Genomic DNA, 19,843 nt, shown 5'->3' on the forward strand with positions numbered 1-19,843 from the left:
TAAATGTGTTAAATAAATGTTGATTAAAAATTATATTGAAGTCTTGCAAAAAGCTGCCTGCCTGACAGGTTGCTAATTTGTCCTGGATCTGTATAATCAAGTAAGTTGTTAGCTCCAGCCTGAAGCATAAATTTATCGCCTATATATTTTGAAATTGATAAGTTTGTTATGAAGTAATCACTAACAAATTTGTCATATTTGTCAAGAATTTGGTTTCCGTTAGTATCAAATAATCCGTATTTACTTCTATAGAAAACACGTAAATTAATATCTGTTTTTATTTTAGGAATCGTGTAAGCGAATTTAATATTAGCAGTATGTTTAGATCTGTTATACAATCCAAAGTAATCCGATTTTTTAATTTGAACTGTTTGTAAGTCTGAGTTACGGATATACTGATAGTTTTCAAAATTATCCAAAACAGATTTATCTTTTGCTGTAAGATACTGGTATCCAAATGATATAGAGAATTCTTTAGTGAAATCATAGGTCGAATTAAATTCTAAACCATATGTAAAAATTTTACTGATATTGAAATAACTAAAAATATTCTGTCCATTTGTTTTTTGAGCTACAACACGAGTATCAATTAAATTATCTATCGAATTATAGAAGGCATTTGCATCTAATCTTAACTTATTTTTTTTGTAAAAAGTTCCAAAATTGAAGTTTATTGAACTTTCGGCTTCCAATGGTTTATTAAAATTTACACCCTCTGTTCTTGACAAAAGCTGGCCTTCCTGTTCAAATTGGTTTAAACGACTTTCCGCTACATTATAACCCAAAACTGTATATCCTACTGACGGGTTGGTAAAGTCAAAAAATAATTGACGGAAATCAGGCGCCTTATAACCATATCCTACTGAAGATTTTAGCGATAAGTTATCGTTTATTTTATAATTCACTGCTAATTTTGGACTTAGCTGTGACGCATATTCGCTATGGCTATCATATCTGAATCCAGCAAGAATATTCCATTTTTCTGTTGGATTACAATCATATTGCAAATAAAAATACTGAGAATTAAATTTTACATTCTTATCAAAATAAGTTCTGTCTAAAGTTTCATAATTCACCCCAATACCACCTGTTAATTTATCATTCTTTAATGAAAGAGTTGTTCTAATCTCTGGACGAAAAAGCCATTGATCATAATATGCTTGTTCATAAAGAACATTATTTTGATCATTTAGAAAGGAATCATTTTTGTAATTAGTTGCGTATAACTCATATTCAGAATAAAGCTTTTCACTCCACTTTTGTTCTAATTTAATTTGTGAATTCCATTCGTTTTCTTTTGCGTCACCTTTATAAGTTTCTGAATCAATAATTGCTATGTTATCCATTTTCATATTATAAAAACGATTGCTTACAATTAATTTCAAATTATCTGAAAAATCATAGTATAATTTAGGCTGAATTGTAAAATTATAAAATGGCTCAATGTTTTGTAAAGGCATACTTTTATCTAAATCGTACCCATCTGTAGAATAAAAATTTGCAAAAAGATTAGCGGAGAATTTCTTTTTTTTCCAAAGAAGATTAGCATTGGCATCACTTGTATTAAATGTGCTGTATCTATAAGAAAGACTACCAGAAAACATATCTTTTTTGGGCTTTTTTGTAATTACATTAATTACTCCACCCATTGCTTCAGAACCATATAAAGCTGAAGAAGCTCCTTTTACAATTTCAATCCTCTCTATATTTCCAACTGAAACTCTTGATAAATCTAACACACCAGAGCTTCTCCCCACTAAAGGAACACCGTCAATTAAGATCATTGTATATACCGCATCAAGTCCCTGCATTTGAATACCTTCAAAACCACTTTCATCAGGAATTAAGATAATCCCCGTTTGTTCATTCAAAATCTCATTTAATTTCGTTACACCAGACTTCATAATTGCTTCTGATGTGATAATTGTCATTGGTAAAGGCAATGAAGAAAGTACTCTTTCTGTTCTTGTCGCGGTAGTAACTTTAACCTCTGATAATTCGTTTGCTGCAATACTATCTTTTTTAACTTCTTGAGCAACAGAAACCTGAAACAAAAGCAAAACTGCAAAAAGAGTAAATTTTATTTTCATTATTTTTATTCAATCTTAATAATCGATGCAAATATATAACTATTTTTAATTGTTCTAAATTAAATTTATATATTTGCAAAAATTAAAAACAAATCAATAAGTTATGATTACAAAAAGCCTCTATTTTTCAGCCATTATGGCTTTAACATGCAGCCTAGGTTTCAGTCAGGACGCAAAAAAACAACAAGATATTAAGTCAATTAAATCAATGTGTGGTTGTTATGAAGTAAAATTTAATTTTGCGGAAACATTTCAATATGCTAAAGACTCAGCGGCTTACAAACCTTCGCAAACTAAACATGAATCTGCTTTAGAATGGGTAGAATTATTAGAAGATACTCCTAATAAAATTGTAATGCAGCACTTATTAATTGTAAGTGATGATATGATTATCAAACACTGGAGACAAGATTGGTTATTTGAAAATACAGACTTATATACTTTTGATAAAGGAACTTCCTGGAAATACAAAAAACTGGATAAAAAAGCTGTAAAAGGTCAATGGACTCAAAAAGTATATCAGGTAGATGACAGTCCGCGCTATGAAGGATCTTCGACTTGGGTGCACGTAGACGGACAAGATTACTGGGCTAATGTTGCTGATGCTCCGTTACCAAGAAGAGAGCAGACAAAACGTAACGATTATAATGTTTTAAAAAGAAGAAACATTCACGAAATCACTGCTACAGGATGGAACCATGAGCAAGATAATGACAAGTTAATTAGAGATGACAGCGGTAAAGATGTTTTATTAGCTCAGGAAAAAGGACTTGACGTTTATACTAAAGTTCCAGATATTAAATGTATCGCAGCTCAAAAATGGTGGAAAGAAAATAATGCCCTTTGGAAAAACGTTCGCGACAAATGGCAGACTCTTTTTGACAGACATCAGGATTTAAACTTAGAAGCAAAAGTAGACAGAAAAGCGCTTTACTCTTTATTGTTTGATTTAAAGCCAACTGCTACTAAAGCAGAATCTGATGCAATCATCAACAAATTTGTAAAATAAAATATTTGTGTTAGTTATAGAAAAGCCGATAGTTTTAGGACTATCGGCTTTTTTTATTCAAAAAAAACCGTCTAAAATGAGACGGTTATTGTTCCTTATTATTTTTACTAAAAGGGTTACTAATTCAAAATAGTTAAAAATGAATATAAGGAGGTATCTATAAATTCAGCTGTTTACTAACTCAATCATACATATATCTTTTATCTCAGTAACAGCAATTTAACTAAAAAAGTATTGCTTCAAATTACATTTCACAAAATGGTTAAAATCATTTAAAAAAAGCAAAAAATGTACTTGTTTTAAAATAAAGTACGAAAATTAATACAATTATAAATTTATTCCTACATAAAAGTCTCTTTTAACTTAAAAATTAAATTGCATTGTTTTTAGGAGCTTTTTTTGATTAAGGAATTTCTAAAAATTTTAAACAAAAAAAGCCGATAGTTTTACAAAACTATCGGCTTTTAAATTTTCGTTATTATTAAGTTTCTTACATTCTTTCCGGAACCTCAATTCCTAATAAACTAAAAGCTGCTTTTATAACCTCAGCAACTTTTTGCGAAAGCTGAACTCTGAATATTTTTTTGGTCAAATCGACTTCTCCTAAAATATGAACCGACTGATAAAATGAATTATATTCTTTTACCAAATCATACGTATAATTTGCAATTAATGCGGGGCTGTGATTTTGAGCTGCATTCTGAATTACTTCCGGAAACAATTCAATTTGTTTTACCAGTTCTTTTTCTTTCTCATGAAGTTCTTCAATAGTTGTTTTTGCAGAAAAATCAAAATCAGCTTTGCGGATTATTGATTGGATTCTGGCATAAGTATATTGAATAAACGGACCTGTGTTTCCAGCAAAATCAACAGATTCCTCCGGATTGAACAAAATACGTTTTTTTGGATCTACTTTTAAAATATAATATTTCAAAGCACCAAGTCCAATTGTTTTATACAATTTTGCTTTTTCATCGGCTGAATAGCTGTCCAGTTTCCCTAAATCCTCAGAGATTTGTTTAGCCGTATCTGTCATATCCTGCATTAAATCATCGGCATCAACAACGGTTCCTTCACGGCTTTTCATTTTTCCAGATGGTAAATCAACCATTCCGTATGATAAATGATATAAACTTGAAGCCCAGTCAAAACCTAATTTTTTCAGAATCAGGAATAAAACTTTAAAGTGATAATCCTGCTCGTTACCAACTGTATAAACCATTCCGCCAACATCCGGCATATCTTTTACACGTTGAATCGCAGTTCCGATATCCTGCGTCATATAAACGGCAGTTCCGTCAGAACGTAATACAATTTTACGATCCAGTCCTTCATCTGTTAAATCAATCCAAACTGAACCATCAGGATCTTTTTCAAAAACACCTCTATCAAGACCTACCTGAACAACATCTTTTCCTAATAAATACGTATTGCTTTCGTAGTAATATTTATCAAAATTAACTCCAAGATTCGTATAAGTTGCATCAAAACCGTCATAAACCCATTGGTTCATTTTTTTCCAAAGTGCAATTACTGCTTCATCTCCGGCTTCCCATTTCTTAAGCATTTCCTGTGCTTCAATAATAATTGGAGCCTGTTTTTTAGCTTCTTCTTCGGTTTTACCTGTTTCAATTAGTTGATTGATTTCGCCTTTGTAAGCTTTATCAAACTCAACATAATACTTACCAACAAGTTTGTCTCCTTTTAAGTTGGAACTTTCAGGAGTTTCTCCGTTTCCAAATTTTTCCCAGGCCAGCATCGATTTGCAAATATGAATACCACGATCATTGATAATTTGCGTTTTGTATACTTTTTTACCCGAAGCTTTCAGAATTTCAGCCACAGAATATCCTAACAAATTGTTACGTACGTGACCTAAATGCAACGGTTTATTAGTATTTGGCGAAGAATACTCAACCATAATTGCCTTATCATCTGGATTAGGAGTTACATATCCAAACTTATTATTGTCTTTTATATCATTGAAGAAATTAAGATAATAACTATCTGAAATTACAATATTCAAAAAACCCGAAACTACATTAAAGCGTGCGACCTCAGAAACGTTTTCAACCAGATAAGTTCCAATTTTATTTCCTAATTCGGCCGGATTACTTTTAATCACTTTCAGCAAAGGAAAAATTACCATTGTAATATCGCCTTCAAACTCCTTTCTGGTAGTTTGAAACTCGATTTTATCGACAGAAACGTCAAATAATGCTTGTATTGCTTTTTGTATAGAAGGTGTAAGAATTTGTGATAATGACATGTAAACTTATTTTAAAGTGAGCAAAGATACTGCTTATTCATCAATTACAGAAAATGAAAAACATATTAAATTCTATATTTCTCCTAGATATTCTTAAAAAACGCTTTGTTGTGATTGTTAAAATTATCAAAAAATTAAAATGCTAATCTCTTACAAAACAGGAGATCACAAAAATTAAATATTTTTTTTCGCTTTTTTATGTAACATAACGATAACAAAATAGTCTTAATAAGAGCTTCAGAATCCAAATGAAGTACAAAATCAAAAAAGAAAAAAACAAAAAAATCATCATCATCATCAATCAAATCAAAATAATCAAGTAAACAAGCTATGAAACTAAAATTCTTTCTGTTCGCACTACTGGGGGTAATTGCAACAGCACAAGCACAAAACTCGGGAACGGTCTCGGGTAAAATTATAGAAAAATCCAATAATGCACCTATTTCTTACGCTACCGTTTCTATTAAAGACAACGGAAAGGTAGTTTCCGGAGTTAATACAGATGACAACGGAGAGTTTAGCATTAAAAATTTAGCTTTAAAAAGTTATACTATCGAAATTCAATATATCGGATTTAGAAAATACATTGGTTCTGTACTTTTAAGCGAAAACAAAAAAACAGCAACTGTTAATGTTTCTCTTGAGGAAGAGGCAACTCAATTAAAAGGGGTAAATATTATTGCGGAACGTTCTACAATCGAACAAAAAATCGACAGAAAAGTAGTGAATGTTGGTAAAGATTTAACAACAGCTGGAGCTTCCGCATCAGACATCATGAACAATATTCCGTCTGTAAACGTAGATCAGGACGGGAAACTTTCGCTTCGTGGTAACGACAATGTTCGTGTATTAATTGACGGAAGACCTTCTAACATTGATCCTGCTCAGTTATTGAAACAAATCCCTTCAACTTCTATTAAAAAAATCGAGTTGATTACAAATCCTAGTGCAAAATACAACCCGGAAGGAATGTCGGGAATTATCAATATTATTCTACACAAAAATGCGAATACTGGTTTTAACGGAAGTTACAGCGGTGGTATTACTTTTGGACAAACAGCTAAATACAATCAGTCTTTAGATTTAAACTATAAAACCGGAAAAGTAAATTTCTTCGGAAATGTGGGGCAAAACTTTGGGACGTATTACAACGACGGTTTTATTAAAAGATATGATGAAGATATTGTTCAAAAAATAGACGTTATGAACGACAACGATTCTTATTTGTATAAAATAGGAATGGACTATTTAATTGATGATCACAACACTTTATCGATCTATACGAATCAAAACAAATCAAACGGAAAAGGTTTTGTAGATACTGATATCGATTATAATAACGTAACAGATTCTGATATTGCTAACATTTTTCAGAAATCTAGATACTGGGGACCAGATCAGGTTGGAACTTATAATTTAGCTTACAAACATATCTTTAAAAAAGAAGGACATACTTTAGATTTTGAAGCCAATTACAGCGACAATAAAGAAACTCAAAATGCTGCTTTTGATACTAAAACAACAAAAATTGACAATACCAGCGCTGATGTATTGTATAATGACTACCTAAAAGGGACAAGAAAATTAAGTACTGTAAACGTAGATTATGTTAATCCGTTAAACGAAAAAACAACTCTTGAAGCTGGTGCAGAAGCCAGAATTACAAGAACCGATAATGATTACACTACAGGAAACCCATTACTGCCTGTAGCAGATCGAATTTCTAACTATACTTATGACACTGATATTTACTCTGCTTATGTAACATTTGGACAGAAATACAAAAAATTCAGCTATCAGTTAGGCGCTCGTTTTGAAAGTTATAAAATGCAGGCGAACTTAAATCAAGGTGAAACTGCGAGGTCGTATGGTGATGACTACATTACTTTATATCCTTCTGCTTATTTAACTTATAACTTAAACGAAAAAAACACTTTGCAATTTAGCTACAGCCGTCGTGTTGACCGTCCTAGTTTAGAGCAGACAAAACCTATTCGTGAATTTGCTACTCCATTAGTTACTTCTTTAGGAAATCCTGATTTAAGACCACAATTTACCAATTCTGTAGAAGTAAATTACACTAAAACGCTTGAAAAAGGAAGTTTTACTGCTGGTGTTTTTGTGAGAAGCATTAACGATCAAATCAGCAGAATTTTATATCCAGACCCTGCAGATGCAAGCAAAGAAAAGCAGATAATGTCTTATACAAACTACGATCATAATACTGCTTATGGATTTGAAGCTTCTTTTAATTATAAAATTACAAAATGGTGGGACATTCAGCCTTCTATTGATTTTTCGAGCATTAATCAGGAAGGTATCGTATTTCAATACAACCCGAAAGACAAAACAAGTAATCCTATTGAAAGAAAAATTACAGTTGCTGCATTCAACGGACGTATGAATTCTAACTTTAAAGTAAACAAACGTTTAAGCTTTTTACTTTTCGGATTTTACAGAGGTGCGGTTGACGGACTTCAAAACGACAGTCACGAAATGTACAAAATGGACATTGGTTCACGCTATACTTTGTTAGACAACAAAATGAACATTAGTGTACGTTTTAATGACGTTTTCAACACTATGAAATACGCTTTCGACAGCTTGTATCCTTATCCGCAATCAGGACAATTTACATGGGAAAGCCAAACGGTTTATTTAGGTTTAACGTATAACTTTGGTGGAGCAAAAATCAAAAATTTACAGCGTAAACAAAGAGACGATAATACTAATAAAGGTGGCGGCGGCATGTTCTAATCACCGCTTTTATTAGATCTATTTTAAATAAATTCTTGTAGAAAAAAAGCCTGGAGTATGCCAACTCCAGGCTTTTCTATTTATTTAAAGAAAATTTTTCAATTCTTTTATTTCTTCGGGATTTGCTGTTTCTGAATCGTTTGTAATTGCTGATGAATGATAAAACGTTAAATCCAATCGTTCTTGTAATAATTTAATATTGGAAGACCTCAAACCACCGCCGGGCATTATTTCTATTCTGTCTCCGGCCAATTTCTGGATTTTCTCCAAAACCAAAATTCCTTCTTCAACATTTACACCTTGTCCCGAAGTTAAGATTGTTTTGAATCCACAGTCAATCACATCTTCCAGAGATTTCTCTACATCTTTAACAACATCAAAAGCACGGTGAAAAGTACAAGAAAGCGGATGCGCTAAATGCACTAATTCTCTATTTTGTTTTTTATTGACCTTCCCGTTTTCTTTTAAAATTCCGAAAACAAAACCATCGACTCCCAGTTTTTTATATTGTTTGATATCTTGTTTCATTTCGGTAAGTTCTTCATCAGAATAAACAAAATTACCGCCTCGGGGTCTTATGATCACATGCATTTTAATATTAAGACTTTCGCGCACTTTTACCACCAAAATAGAGTTGGGAGTTGTACCGCCAAGTTTCATGTTTTCACAAAGCTCGATTCTATCAGCGCCATTTTCCTGGGCAATTATGGCTGATTCATAATTAAAGCAAGCTATTTCGAGTTGATTTTTTTTCATTGTAAAATATCTAAAAAAGGCTTCGACTTCGCTCAGCCTGACAAATATAAATTAAATGACTTTAACTCGATTGGTTAGCCTGAGCAAAGTCGAACGCTAAGTTACAATTAAAGTTCTTTTTTATTAAAATTTTTATGACTGGATTCGTTTAAACATTCTGATAATTTTTTCAAATCTTCCCACTTATCATTTATTATTGCTTCTTTCTTTTTTCGACTCCAGCCTTTAACTTGTTTTTCAAATGCAATAGCCTGATACACATCATTAAACTCTGTACAAAAAACTAATTGCAATGGTCTTTTATTAAAAGTATAACAGTCTTTATTTAGACCATAATTGTGTTCATTTAATCTTCTTTCAATATTATTTGTAAATCCTGTATAGTAACCATTATCAGAACATTTTAGTATATAGACATAATATCTTTTCATTTCGTTTTTATTCTAAAAATGCAAAAGTAAGAAAATTACCTTTACTCATATTTAGTTGTCAGGCTGAGCGAAGTCGAAGCCACACTCCTATTAGCACGCCATTAACTCATGTAAAAATTGCTTCGACTTCGCTCAGCCTGACAAATGGAAATAAAAAAACCTGCTCCAAAAAGAGCAGGTTTTAAAATATAATGCAAGATGAATTAATTTACCATTTAATGATAGCACTCGCCCAGGTGAATCCACTTCCGAAAGCGGCTAAAACTACCGTATCTCCAGATTTGATTTTACCTTGTTCCCAGGCTTCGGTTAAAGCGATTGGAATAGAAGCTGCAGTGGTATTTCCGTATTTCTGAATGTTATTATGAACCTGATCGTCTGTTAATTTGAATTTATTCTGAATGAACTGCGAAATCCTTAAGTTAGCCTGATGCGGAATCAGCATATCAATATCCGAAACCTGAAGACCGTTTGCTTCTAACCCTTCGTTAATTACTTCTGCAAAACGAACAACAGCATTTTTAAATACAAACTGTCCATTCATATACGGATAATAACTTTCGTCATTTGGATCATTATCAGCCAAAATATCAGTTACCCATCGTGCTCCCATTCCCGGCGCCTGCAAAGCTAATTCCTCGGCATGCTGTCCTTCTGAGTGCAAATGTGTAGATAAAATTCCTTTTGTCAAATCTTCTTCACGGCTTAAAACAGCAGCTCCTGCTCCATCTCCAAAAATTACCGAAACACCACGTCCGCGAGTAGTCATATCTAAACCTGTTGAATGAACCTCAGAACCAATTACCAAAATGTTTTTATACATTCCCGTTTTAATATATTGATCTGCTACAGAAATTGCATAGACGAAACCAGAACATTGGTTTCTAACATCTAAAGCTCCAACTGTTTTTAATCCTAAATCACGTTGTACTAAAACTCCAGGTCCTGGAAAATAATAATCCGGGCTTAAGGTAGCAAAAACTACAAAATCGATATCTTCTTTAGCAACACCTGAACGTTCGATGGCAATTTTAGCGGCTTTTACCCCCATTGTCGTTGTGGTATCTTCTCCTCGAATAATATGTCTTCTTTCCTGAATACCGGTTCTTTCCTGAATCCATTCGTCATTGGTATCCATTATTTTAGACAAATCATCGTTTGTTACAACATTTGAAGGAACATAGTATCCTAAGCCCGCTATTTTTGAATGATACATATCGTATTGTTATTTGTTAAAAATTTAGAATGCAAATTTAAGTATACTTTAAAACATTAGCGTACAAATTACTATTTTTTTCGTTATTATCAATTTAATATACTTTAATTATCAGACTGTTTAAAATCATTTACCCTATAAAAAAACAACTTTTAGAGTATTTTACTGAAAAGAATGAAAATTAACATAGAATATGTAACAAGACAAATGTACCTTAGACAAACATTTTGAATACCATTTTTTAAACCCCTAAAATTCAAATTATGAAATTAAAGGTTACCTTGTTCTTACTTTTAGGTTTTGGGTTTTATTCTTTCGCCCAGGAGAATTTAACCTATCAAAAACCTTCTAAATCTATTTTAGATCTAGCCGATTATCAACGAGCTCCTTCTGTCTCTATGGACACTAAAAAGGAAAACATGCTCTTAATGTATCGAAACACTTATAAAACACTTGACGATTTAAATCAGGAAGAAGTTCGTCTGGCCGGTTTGAGAATTAATCCTATTACTAATATTTCTAGCACTGCAACGTATTTTATCAATCTTAAAATTAGAAAAATAAGCGGTAAAGAAGAAGTTCAGGTCTCTGGTCTTCCAACTAATCCAAAGATCACCAATATACTTTGGTCGCCAAACGAGAAGAAAATTTTATTTTCTCATACTGCCAATTCCGGTGTTGAACTTTGGGTTTTAGATGTTGAATCTGCACAAGCTGTAAAACTTACAGAAGCAAATGTAAACGCCAATCTTGGAAATCCTTTTAACTGGTTCCTTGACAACGAAACCATTTTGGTAAAAATGCTTCCTAAAAACAGAAAACCTCTTTTAGATTCTAAAAAAGATTTACCAACCGGACCAATTGTATCTAATACTTCCGGGGAAAAATCTCAAAACAGAACCTATCCTGATATGCTGAAAAACAAAAATGATGAAGCTAATTTTGAAAACAGCATTACTTCTGAATTATACAAAGTAAAACTTAACGGTGATGCTGTTTTGTTTAAAGAAGCCGCCATGTTTGCAGGAGAAAGAATTTCTCCAGACGGGAATTATATTATGCTTACAACCATTCAGAAACCATTTTCTTATGTTGTGCCTTTAAATAGATTTCCATCTAAGACAATTGTTTATGATATAAGAGGAAAAGAAATAAAAACCGTTAACGAAGTACCACTAAACGAAGTTATGCCAAAAGGTTTTATGGCTGTTCGAAAAGGAAAAAGAGAAATGACCTGGAGAAATGACAAGCCATCTACATTAGTTTATGTAACAGCATTAGACGAAGGAGATCCGGCAAATAAAGTTCAGTTTAGAGACGAGGTTTTTCTTTGGGATGCCCCTTTCGATAAAGATGCATCGTCTTTGGTAAAAACACCACAGCGTTTTAGTGATATTACTTGGGGGAATGATAATCTTGCTGTTGTTTCTGATGAATGGTATGACACCAGAAATACAAAAACGTATTTAATAAACCCATCAAACCCGACAGAACAGCCAAAAGTAATTACAGATAGAAATTCGCAGGATGTTTATTCTGATCCGGGAGTTTTTGAAACCAGAAAAAACGAGTACAACAAACATGTTCTTGTTCTTGAAAAAGACAATTTATACAGAATTGGAGAAGGTTATACTAAAGAAGGACAATTCCCTTTTATAGACGAATTTAATTCTAAAACTTTAAAGTCAAAACGTATATATACTTCGACTTACAAAGACAAAAAAGAAGATATTTTAGAAATTGAAGACTATAAAACCGGTAAAGTTTTAGTTCAGATTCAGTCGAAAAGCGAATATCCGAATTACTACTTCAGAAACATCAAAAAACAAAACAGCTTAACAGCTATAACAACTTTTAAAAATCCGTTTGAAAGTATTAAAAACGTAAGCAAAGAAGTAATTAAATACAAGCGTAAAGACGGCTTAGAGCTTTCGGGAACGTTATATCTTCCTGCTGGTTATGACAAGGCAAAAAAAGAAAAACTTCCTTTGTTGATATGGGCTTATCCTGCTGAATATAAAGATAGAAACAGTGCATCACAGTCTACCCAAAACTCAAACGAATTTACATTTCCGTATTACGGATCATTTGTTTATTGGGTAACAAAAGGATATGTTGTTTTAGACGATGCCGCTTTTCCAATTATTGGCGAAGGTACAACAGAACCAAATGATAATTTTATTTCGCAATTAGTAGACAACGCCGCAGCAGCTATTGACGCTGTTGATGCCTTAGGATATATCAACCGCAAAAAAGTGGCTGTAGGAGGACATTCTTATGGTGCTTTTATGACTGCAAATTTATTAACACATTCTAATCTTTTTGCCTGCGGTATCGCCAGAAGCGGCGCATATAACAGAACGCTTACCCCATTCGGATTCCAAACAGAACAACGTAATTACTGGGAAGCACCGGAAGTTTACAACACTATGTCGCCTTTTATGAATGCAGATAAAATGAAAACTCCTTTATTATTAGTTCATGGCGAAGCCGATAATAATCCGGGAACTTTTACTTTGCAGACAGAACGTTATTTTCAGGCTTTAAAAGGTTTGGGAGCTCCAGCAAGAATGGTAATTCTGCCAAAGGAATCGCATAGTTATGTTGCCAAAGAAAACATTTTTCACTTGCTTTGGGAACAAGATCAGTTTTTAGAAAAGTATTTAAAAAACTAACTTTTAAGAACCGCTTTATATAAAAAACCCGACAGATTTTATCTTCTGTCGGGCTTGTTTTTTATACATCAGAAATTTATCTGATTATCTAATTGGCGCATTTTCTAATTAAAGATAATTTAAGCCCAAAAATATTTCCTGTTCAAGCGGTAAATCAATTTCACTTTCAAAAAAGATCAGCTGTCTTTTGTAAACGGTTTCAATTAAATAATGACTTCCTCTAAAATAAGTTCTTCTAATTTTCACCGGAAGCTTAGATTCTGCAACCATTTTAAATTGATGCGGATATACTAACGTTTTATGCGTTTCGTCTTCATAAGGCACTAATAAATGCGTAGCAACTTCATTTACTTCACCAAATAATGAAGCTACATATTTCGTTTCCGGATCTTCGTATATTTTGTTCGGATCGCCTTTTACAAGCACTTCACCATGGCGCATTACAATTGCCTCATCTGCAAACGACAAAGCATCGGTGCTGTCATGCGTTGCAATAATACAGGTAATACCCTTTTGTTTTAAGTAACGAAATAAATTTCTGCGTAAAGCATTTTTACGAAAAGCATCAATCTGGCTGAAAGGCTCATCCAGCAAAATAACTTCTGGTTCTAATGCTAAAACACGCACCAATGCAACTCTCTGCTGCTGACCGCCGCTCAAAAATTTAGCTTTTACATTAGAAAATTGTTCCATCTCAACCATTTCAAGCAACTCCTGAACACGAAGTTTTTTCATATTAGCAAAACCATTAGAAAGGAATTTTCCAACATTTTCAGCAACAGTTTCATAAGGAGACAAATCAAAGTCCTGCGCCAGATATTTCATAAAAGGCATTCCCGGAATCAAATTGTATTTTGGTCCCAGAATAGGTTTTTCATTATAAAATATTTTGCCCTCGTCTAAGTCGAACAAACCATACATAAGTTTTAAGAGTGTGCTTTTACCGCATCCGCTCTCACCGATAATGGCAATATTTTCGCCTTTATTGATCGTAAAAGAAACATTTTTAATAACCGGAGTATCCGTATATGAAAAAGATATATTTTGAATGTCAAGCATGAGTTCTAATTGAGAGGTCAAATTTACAATGTTTAATTTCTAAAGTCAAAAAAAATAAAATTAGATTATTATCGAAATTAAATCTTTCGTTTGATAATTTAAAATTAGTATTATTGTAAGAAAATATATAATTTAATATTTTATTTTATAAACATGAAAAAATATCTAATTATTGTATTTGTATTTATATCGCAAATAAGTCATGCAACATGGTATCTTTTCTTTTTTTTCAAGTACTGCATCGTTAATACTATGTCTGTATCCAACTTACGGATCAATAAATTTTAAATCATGGTTACAAAAAAAACAAAACTTCTATACCTCATAAGTGTATCAATATTATTATGTTACACAATGGTATTAATAGAAAACTATAATAAAATTTCTGACATAGTACCTTCACATATAGACATTACTGGAAAAATAGACCAATACAGTAATAAAAAATCTTTAATCGTTATTACTATAGTCAATATCATAATTTTAAGTTTTATATGGCTTCTTATTAAAAAACCGCACTTGGCAAATTATCCTCTAGAAATTACAGAAGTAAATAAAGTTTCTATTTATAAAAAAATGCAGGTATTTTTAGCAATTATAGCAATAATTACGACGAGTGCTTTTTCATATTTAATATTTAAAACTGTACATTATGAAAATGAGTTTATCTATTTTCTTTTTTATATAATTATTTCTCCTTTATTAGTACTTCTTTTCTTTAACAATAAATATTAAAAAAAAAGCTGCTTCAATTAAGAAACAGCTTTTTTTATATTTTATTTTGTGTTCGACTATTTTCCAGCTTCAGCTTTTGCGTCGTTCACCATTTTATCATTTGCTGTAATAGAGAATTCAACACGACGGTTTTGTGCTCTTCCTTCTGGAGTGTCGTTTGTTGCAATTGGATCAACAATTCCTAAACCTGAAGTTTTAAAACGGCTTGATTTCAATCCTTTAGAAACTAAATATGCCTGCACAGAAGCAGCTCTTTGTCCTGAAAGTGTCAAGTTATACTCTGGTTTACCAGTGTTATCTGTATAACCAAAGATTTGAATATCAGTATCTCCGTAATCGTTAAATACAGGAACTAATTTATCTAAGTTTGCTTTCGCCTGAGGAGTTAAAGTTGATTTATTTGTATCAAAGCGAACTGCATTTTCATTTAAAGTTAAGTGAATTCCTTCTCCTACTCTTTCTACAGAAGCACCTGGTAAAGCCTGATCAATTTCACGGGCTTGTTTGTCCATTTTGTTCCCAATTAAGGCTCCGGTTCCACCACCTACAGCAGCTCCAATTGCAGCTCCTAGCGCAGCGTTTCCGCCTTTTCCTAAATTATTTCCCAAAATACCACCAATAAGACCACCGGCAACTACTCCAATTCCGGCTCCTTTTTGAGTGTTATTTGCGTTTTTTACTGAATCACAGCTTGCAAAAAAACTAACTAATACAAGTAAACTACTTAAACCTAAAACTGTTATCTTTTTCATTTTTATCTTTTTTAATATTAATTAGCTCTTTGAAATTGGTAAGTAACATCTTTTACTTGTCCACCAACATTGATATTATCGATTAACTGAAAAGAAGTATCAGTTAAACCTGCAACTTTTAGTAAGTATCCTTCTTTTACATTTTTTGATTTTGTTCCCGGATTAACAATTTTAAGAACAAAAAGCCCCTGATTGTTAATACTCCAAACAATTGGCGAAGTAAAAGCTGTACAGCTTGCAGAATTCAAAGTCATTGTACCTTTATTGTTGTTAGAAATAAAGTTCCAAGAACTGCCAATAAAACATTTAGAATCTGCCAGATCAAATGAGTTTACTTTAATATAGTCAGAACCCGGATAAGTTACATTGGTAAGAACCCAATTCCCCTTAATAGCAACTTGAGTAGGTCTGTCAAGTTTAGTCGAAAGCGTAGTTGCTTCTGTTGAAGTCGAAGCTGTAGACGAAGCTGATTTACACGCAAATAAAGTTGCGGCAACCATGCAAATGAAAATAATCTTCCTCATTTTGTACATTTATTTAAGTTAATACTTACACGTTTAACAATTATTATACCACAAATATACGATTCATTGACTTAAATTCAATTTTAGAATCTAATTATTTTCTTTCAAAATTAACATTTCCGCCAATTTGTCACCTTAAAAAAAATGGTATTTTATTTGACGGAATGAAAATCATCAAGTTAAATTCAAAAAGTAAAAAAATATGACAACAGGTAAAATTAATGTTTCGGTAGAAAACATCTTTCCCTTAATCAAAAAGTTCTTATACAGTGATCATGAAATTTTTCTTCGTGAGCTGGTTTCAAACGGAACTGATGCTACGTTAAAGTTAAAACACCTTATCAGCATTGGCGAAGCTAAAGTAGAATATGGAAATCCTATTATCGAAATTAAAGTAGATAAAGAAGGAAAAAAAATTCACATTATCGACCAAGGTCTTGGAATGACAGCTGATGAAGTAGAAAAGTACATCAATCAGGTTGCATTTTCAGGAGCTGAGGAATTCTTAGACAAATACAAAGATTCTGCAAAAGATTCTGGAATTATCGGACATTTTGGTCTTGGTTTCTATTCTGCGTTTATGGTAGCTGAAAAAGTAGAAATCATCACAAAATCATACAAAGATGAACCTGCAGCACACTGGACATGTGACGGAAGTCCGGAATTTACTTTAGAACCAGCTGACAAAACTTCACGTGGTACAGAAATTATCCTGCACGTTGCCGAAGATTCTTTAGAATTTTTAGAAGATTCTAAAATTGCCGGTTTATTGAATAAGTATAACAAGTTTATGCCTATTCCAATTAAATTTGGAACAAGAACAGAAACACTTCCTAAACCAGAAGATGCTCCTGAGGATTACGTTAACGAAACTGTTGAAGTTGACAACATCATCAATAACCCAAATCCAGCGTGGACAAAACAGCCTTCTGAATTATCTGATGAAGATTACAAAAACTTCTACAGAGAATTATATCCAATGCAGTTTGAAGAACCGTTGTTCAACATTCATTTAAATGTAGATTATCCGTTTAACTTAACTGGTATTTTGTATTTCCCTAAATTGGGTACAGATATGCAGATCCAGAAAGACAAAATTCAATTATACCAAAACCAGGTTTACGTTACTGATAACGTAGAAGGAATTGTACCTGAATTTTTGACAATGCTAAAAGGTGTTATCGATTCACCGGATATTCCGTTAAACGTTTCCCGTTCAGGTTTACAAGCAGATGGAGCTGTTAAGAAAATTTCAAACTACATTACTCGTAAAGTAGCTGATAAATTAAAAGCTTTATTTAACGAAAACCGTGCTGATTTTGAAGCAAAATGGAACGACATTAAAATCGTTTTAGAGTACGGAATGCTTTCTGAAGATAAATTCTATGAAAAAGCAGGAGCGTTTGTTTTATACCCAACGGTAGACAATACATATTTCACTTTAGAAGAATTAAAAGAAAAACTAAAAGAAAACCAAACTGATAAAGATGGTAAACTTGTAGTTCTGTATGCTGGAAACAAGGAAGAACAACATTCTTACATTGAAACAGCTAAAGAAAAAGGGTACGAAGTATTGCTTTTAGATTCTCCAATTATTTCACATTTAATTCAGAAAATAGAAAACGATAATCAAGATCTAACTTTTGTTCGTGTAGATTCTGATCATATTGATAACTTAATCAAGAAAGACGAAAACACAATTTCAAAATTATCTGATGACGAAAAAGCTGCTTTAAAAACTTCATTAGAAGCTTATATTCCAAAAGCATACAGTGTACAATTAGAAGCTATGGACAGCCAGGCAGCTCCATTTATTATTACGCAGCCAGAATTTATGCGTAGAATGAAAGAAATGAGCCAGACTGGTGGAGGCGGAATGTTCGGAATGGGTAATATGCCAGAAATGTACAATTTGGTTGTAAATACAAACTCAGATTTGGCTTCAAGCATTTTAAATACCGAAGATAAAACACACCAGGAGCATTTAGTTAAGCAAGCTTTAGATTTAGCTAAATTATCTCAAAACCTATTAAAAGGTGAAGCTTTAACTGCTTTCGTAAAAAGAAGTTTTGAAATGATTAAATAATTTTTCAATTACAATATTTCTTAAATCCTGCAAAATAACTTGCAGGATTTTTTTTGCTTCATACGAATCTTCGGGCTTTAAAAAAGGGGAATTCTCCCCTTTTCAGATGAAAGACGAATTTATATTTTTACAATATTGAAAATCAAACAATTAAACGAAATTTGATTTTCAAAAAAGCCAAACCAAAACATAAATTCTGAAAATCATGGAAAAAACAAAATTTACAGAAAACGGCGAAGTTTTAGCCATTCTAAAAGACTTAAAAGAACAAATTAGAGATAAGAAATTCTCAGATATTACAGATATAAACAATTATCAATATGTCGATTTAGTTCAGGAAGGCGGCGGTGTACTCGGAATTGCATTGGTGGGCTATGTGTACGTTTTGGAACAAATGGGAATTCGGTTTTTAAGTCTGGCAGGAACATCGGCCGGAAGCATCAATACCATGCTTATGGCCGCCGCCGGAACCTGCGATGTCGAAAAATCAGAATGGATTTTAGACTGCCTTTGCAATAAAAATTTATACGATTTTGTGGATGGAGATCATGATGCACGAGAATTTATTGACGCTCTACTGAGCGATGCCGGTAATTTGAAATTAATAATGAAAGGCAGTCAGGTTGTCGATAATTTCAAAGATGATTTAGGATTGAATCCCGGAAATAATTTTCATCAATGGATGACCAATCTGCTTTCGCAAAAAGGAATTAAAAATTATGCCGATTTAAGAGCATTAAGAGAAAAAGGCGTTTCAGACCAAAACAAATTATTCCGGATAAACAGAGTAAATCTGGGAGACAAAGAAGAATACAACCGTCCCGATCATTGGAGTGAGATAGCCATAATAACAGCTGATATTACCACCGAAAGCAAAATTATATTTCCAAAAATGATTGATTTATTTTATTCTAATCCTGATGTTCAAAATCCAGCCGATTTTGTACGGGCTTCAATGTCAATTCCGCTTTTCTTCACTCCTTTTAAAATTAAAAACATTCCTACTGGAGTTGAAGCCTGGAATAAATGGAACGATGCTACTTGTTTGAGAACCTCCGTTCCATCTGAAGTTATGTTTATGGATGGCGGTATTATATCTAACTTTCCTATTGATATTTTTCACGAAAATCTGAATGTCCCTGCTTCTCCTACATTTGGAATAAAACTCGGTTACGATAAAAATGAAATCAATAAAAATGAAAAGTTTTCAAATTTAATAAGTTCAATGTTCGATACTGCGAGATATGGATATGATTCTGAATTTCTGAGAAAAAATCCCGATTTCAAAAACCTCATTGGATATATTGATACCGGAAGCCACAACTGGCTTAACTTTAATCTGACTGATGATGCAAAGATTGATTTGTTTATTCGCGGCGCTCAAAAAGCTTCAGAATTCTTAAGCAAATTTGATTGGGAGGAATACAAAAAAATCAGAAAAGCAAAAAGTGAGTACTATAAAACAGTTTAAATTTTATACTTAA

The 19,843-nt window shown here is 32.6% G+C and carries 14 protein-coding genes; 6 read left to right on the forward strand and 8 right to left on the reverse strand.

What is annotated here, in order from left to right; genetic code table 11:
• Positions 1-23: 23 nt before the first annotated feature.
• Entirely contained in the window at positions 24-2,090 is a 2,067-nt protein-coding gene (locus BKM63_RS02615; RefSeq protein WP_071635126.1) for a TonB-dependent receptor plug domain-containing protein, read from the reverse strand.
• A gap of 103 nt (positions 2,091-2,193) precedes the next feature.
• Between BKM63_RS02615 and BKM63_RS02620 the strand changes: the two genes are divergently transcribed.
• The gene (locus tag BKM63_RS02620) at positions 2,194-3,099 is read left to right on the forward strand and encodes a DUF6607 family protein (protein WP_071635127.1); all 906 of its coding nucleotides are present in this window, start codon (positions 2,194-2,196) and stop codon (positions 3,097-3,099) included.
• A gap of 490 nt (positions 3,100-3,589) precedes the next feature.
• Here BKM63_RS02620 and argS read toward each other — a convergent pair whose 3' ends face one another.
• On the reverse strand, positions 3,590-5,368 hold the full coding sequence (gene argS, locus BKM63_RS02625; RefSeq protein ID WP_071635128.1) for an arginine--tRNA ligase: 1,779 nt from the start codon (positions 5,366-5,368) through the stop codon (positions 3,590-3,592).
• A gap of 330 nt (positions 5,369-5,698) precedes the next feature.
• On the opposite strand from argS, the gene BKM63_RS02630 reads away from it, so the two are divergent.
• On the forward strand, positions 5,699-8,125 hold the full coding sequence (locus BKM63_RS02630; protein WP_071635129.1) for a TonB-dependent receptor domain-containing protein: 2,427 nt from the start codon (positions 5,699-5,701) through the stop codon (positions 8,123-8,125).
• Between the two features lie 84 nt (positions 8,126-8,209).
• On the opposite strand, the gene BKM63_RS02635 is transcribed toward BKM63_RS02630, so the two are convergent.
• The 3 genes from BKM63_RS02635 to BKM63_RS02645 form a co-directional block, all read right to left on the reverse strand.
• Positions 8,210-8,881 carry a copper homeostasis protein CutC gene (locus tag BKM63_RS02635; protein WP_071635130.1) on the reverse strand — a complete coding sequence of 224 codons (672 nt, stop codon included), beginning with the start codon at positions 8,879-8,881 and terminating at the stop codon, positions 8,210-8,212.
• 107 nt (positions 8,882-8,988) lie between these two features.
• Positions 8,989-9,312 carry a GIY-YIG nuclease family protein gene (locus BKM63_RS02640; protein ID WP_071635131.1) on the reverse strand — a complete coding sequence of 108 codons (324 nt, stop codon included), beginning with the start codon at positions 9,310-9,312 and terminating at the stop codon, positions 8,989-8,991.
• Between the two features lie 208 nt (positions 9,313-9,520).
• Complete coding sequence (locus BKM63_RS02645) at positions 9,521-10,528, reverse strand: 3-oxoacyl-ACP synthase III family protein (protein ID WP_071635132.1); 1,008 nt, start codon at positions 10,526-10,528, stop codon at positions 9,521-9,523.
• A gap of 263 nt (positions 10,529-10,791) precedes the next feature.
• Between BKM63_RS02645 and BKM63_RS02650 the strand changes: the two genes are divergently transcribed.
• Complete coding sequence (locus BKM63_RS02650; RefSeq protein WP_071635133.1) at positions 10,792-13,203, forward strand: alpha/beta hydrolase family protein; 2,412 nt, start codon at positions 10,792-10,794, stop codon at positions 13,201-13,203.
• 108 nt (positions 13,204-13,311) lie between these two features.
• On the opposite strand, the gene BKM63_RS02655 is transcribed toward BKM63_RS02650, so the two are convergent.
• Entirely contained in the window at positions 13,312-14,262 is a 951-nt protein-coding gene (locus tag BKM63_RS02655; RefSeq protein WP_071635134.1) for an ABC transporter ATP-binding protein, read from the reverse strand.
• A 291-nt stretch (positions 14,263-14,553) separates the two neighbouring features.
• Here BKM63_RS02655 and BKM63_RS02660 point away from each other — a divergent pair, with 291 nt between their 5' ends.
• Complete coding sequence (locus BKM63_RS02660) at positions 14,554-14,997, forward strand: DUF1648 domain-containing protein (protein WP_123907038.1); 444 nt, start codon at positions 14,554-14,556, stop codon at positions 14,995-14,997.
• A gap of 56 nt (positions 14,998-15,053) precedes the next feature.
• On the opposite strand, the gene BKM63_RS02665 is transcribed toward BKM63_RS02660, so the two are convergent.
• Together BKM63_RS02665 and BKM63_RS02670 are read right to left on the reverse strand one after the other, a co-directional pair.
• Complete coding sequence (locus tag BKM63_RS02665) at positions 15,054-15,749, reverse strand: OmpA family protein (RefSeq protein ID WP_071635136.1); 696 nt, start codon at positions 15,747-15,749, stop codon at positions 15,054-15,056.
• A 17-nt stretch (positions 15,750-15,766) separates the two neighbouring features.
• Entirely contained in the window at positions 15,767-16,273 is a 507-nt protein-coding gene (locus BKM63_RS02670) for a lipocalin family protein (protein ID WP_071635561.1), read from the reverse strand.
• A gap of 202 nt (positions 16,274-16,475) precedes the next feature.
• Between BKM63_RS02670 and htpG the strand changes: the two genes are divergently transcribed.
• Both htpG and BKM63_RS02680 read left to right on the forward strand, forming a co-directional pair.
• On the forward strand, positions 16,476-18,359 hold the full coding sequence (htpG, locus tag BKM63_RS02675) for a molecular chaperone HtpG (RefSeq protein ID WP_071635137.1): 1,884 nt from the start codon (positions 16,476-16,478) through the stop codon (positions 18,357-18,359).
• A 205-nt stretch (positions 18,360-18,564) separates the two neighbouring features.
• Positions 18,565-19,830 (forward strand): patatin-like phospholipase family protein, encoded by a 1,266-nt coding sequence (locus BKM63_RS02680; protein ID WP_071635138.1) that lies wholly within the window; start codon positions 18,565-18,567, stop codon positions 19,828-19,830.
• Positions 19,831-19,843 lie beyond the last annotated feature (13 nt).

This window comes from Flavobacterium johnsoniae, assembly GCF_001879205.1.
In the GTDB taxonomy this organism is placed as follows: Bacteria; Bacteroidota; Bacteroidia; order Flavobacteriales; family Flavobacteriaceae; genus Flavobacterium; species Flavobacterium johnsoniae_A.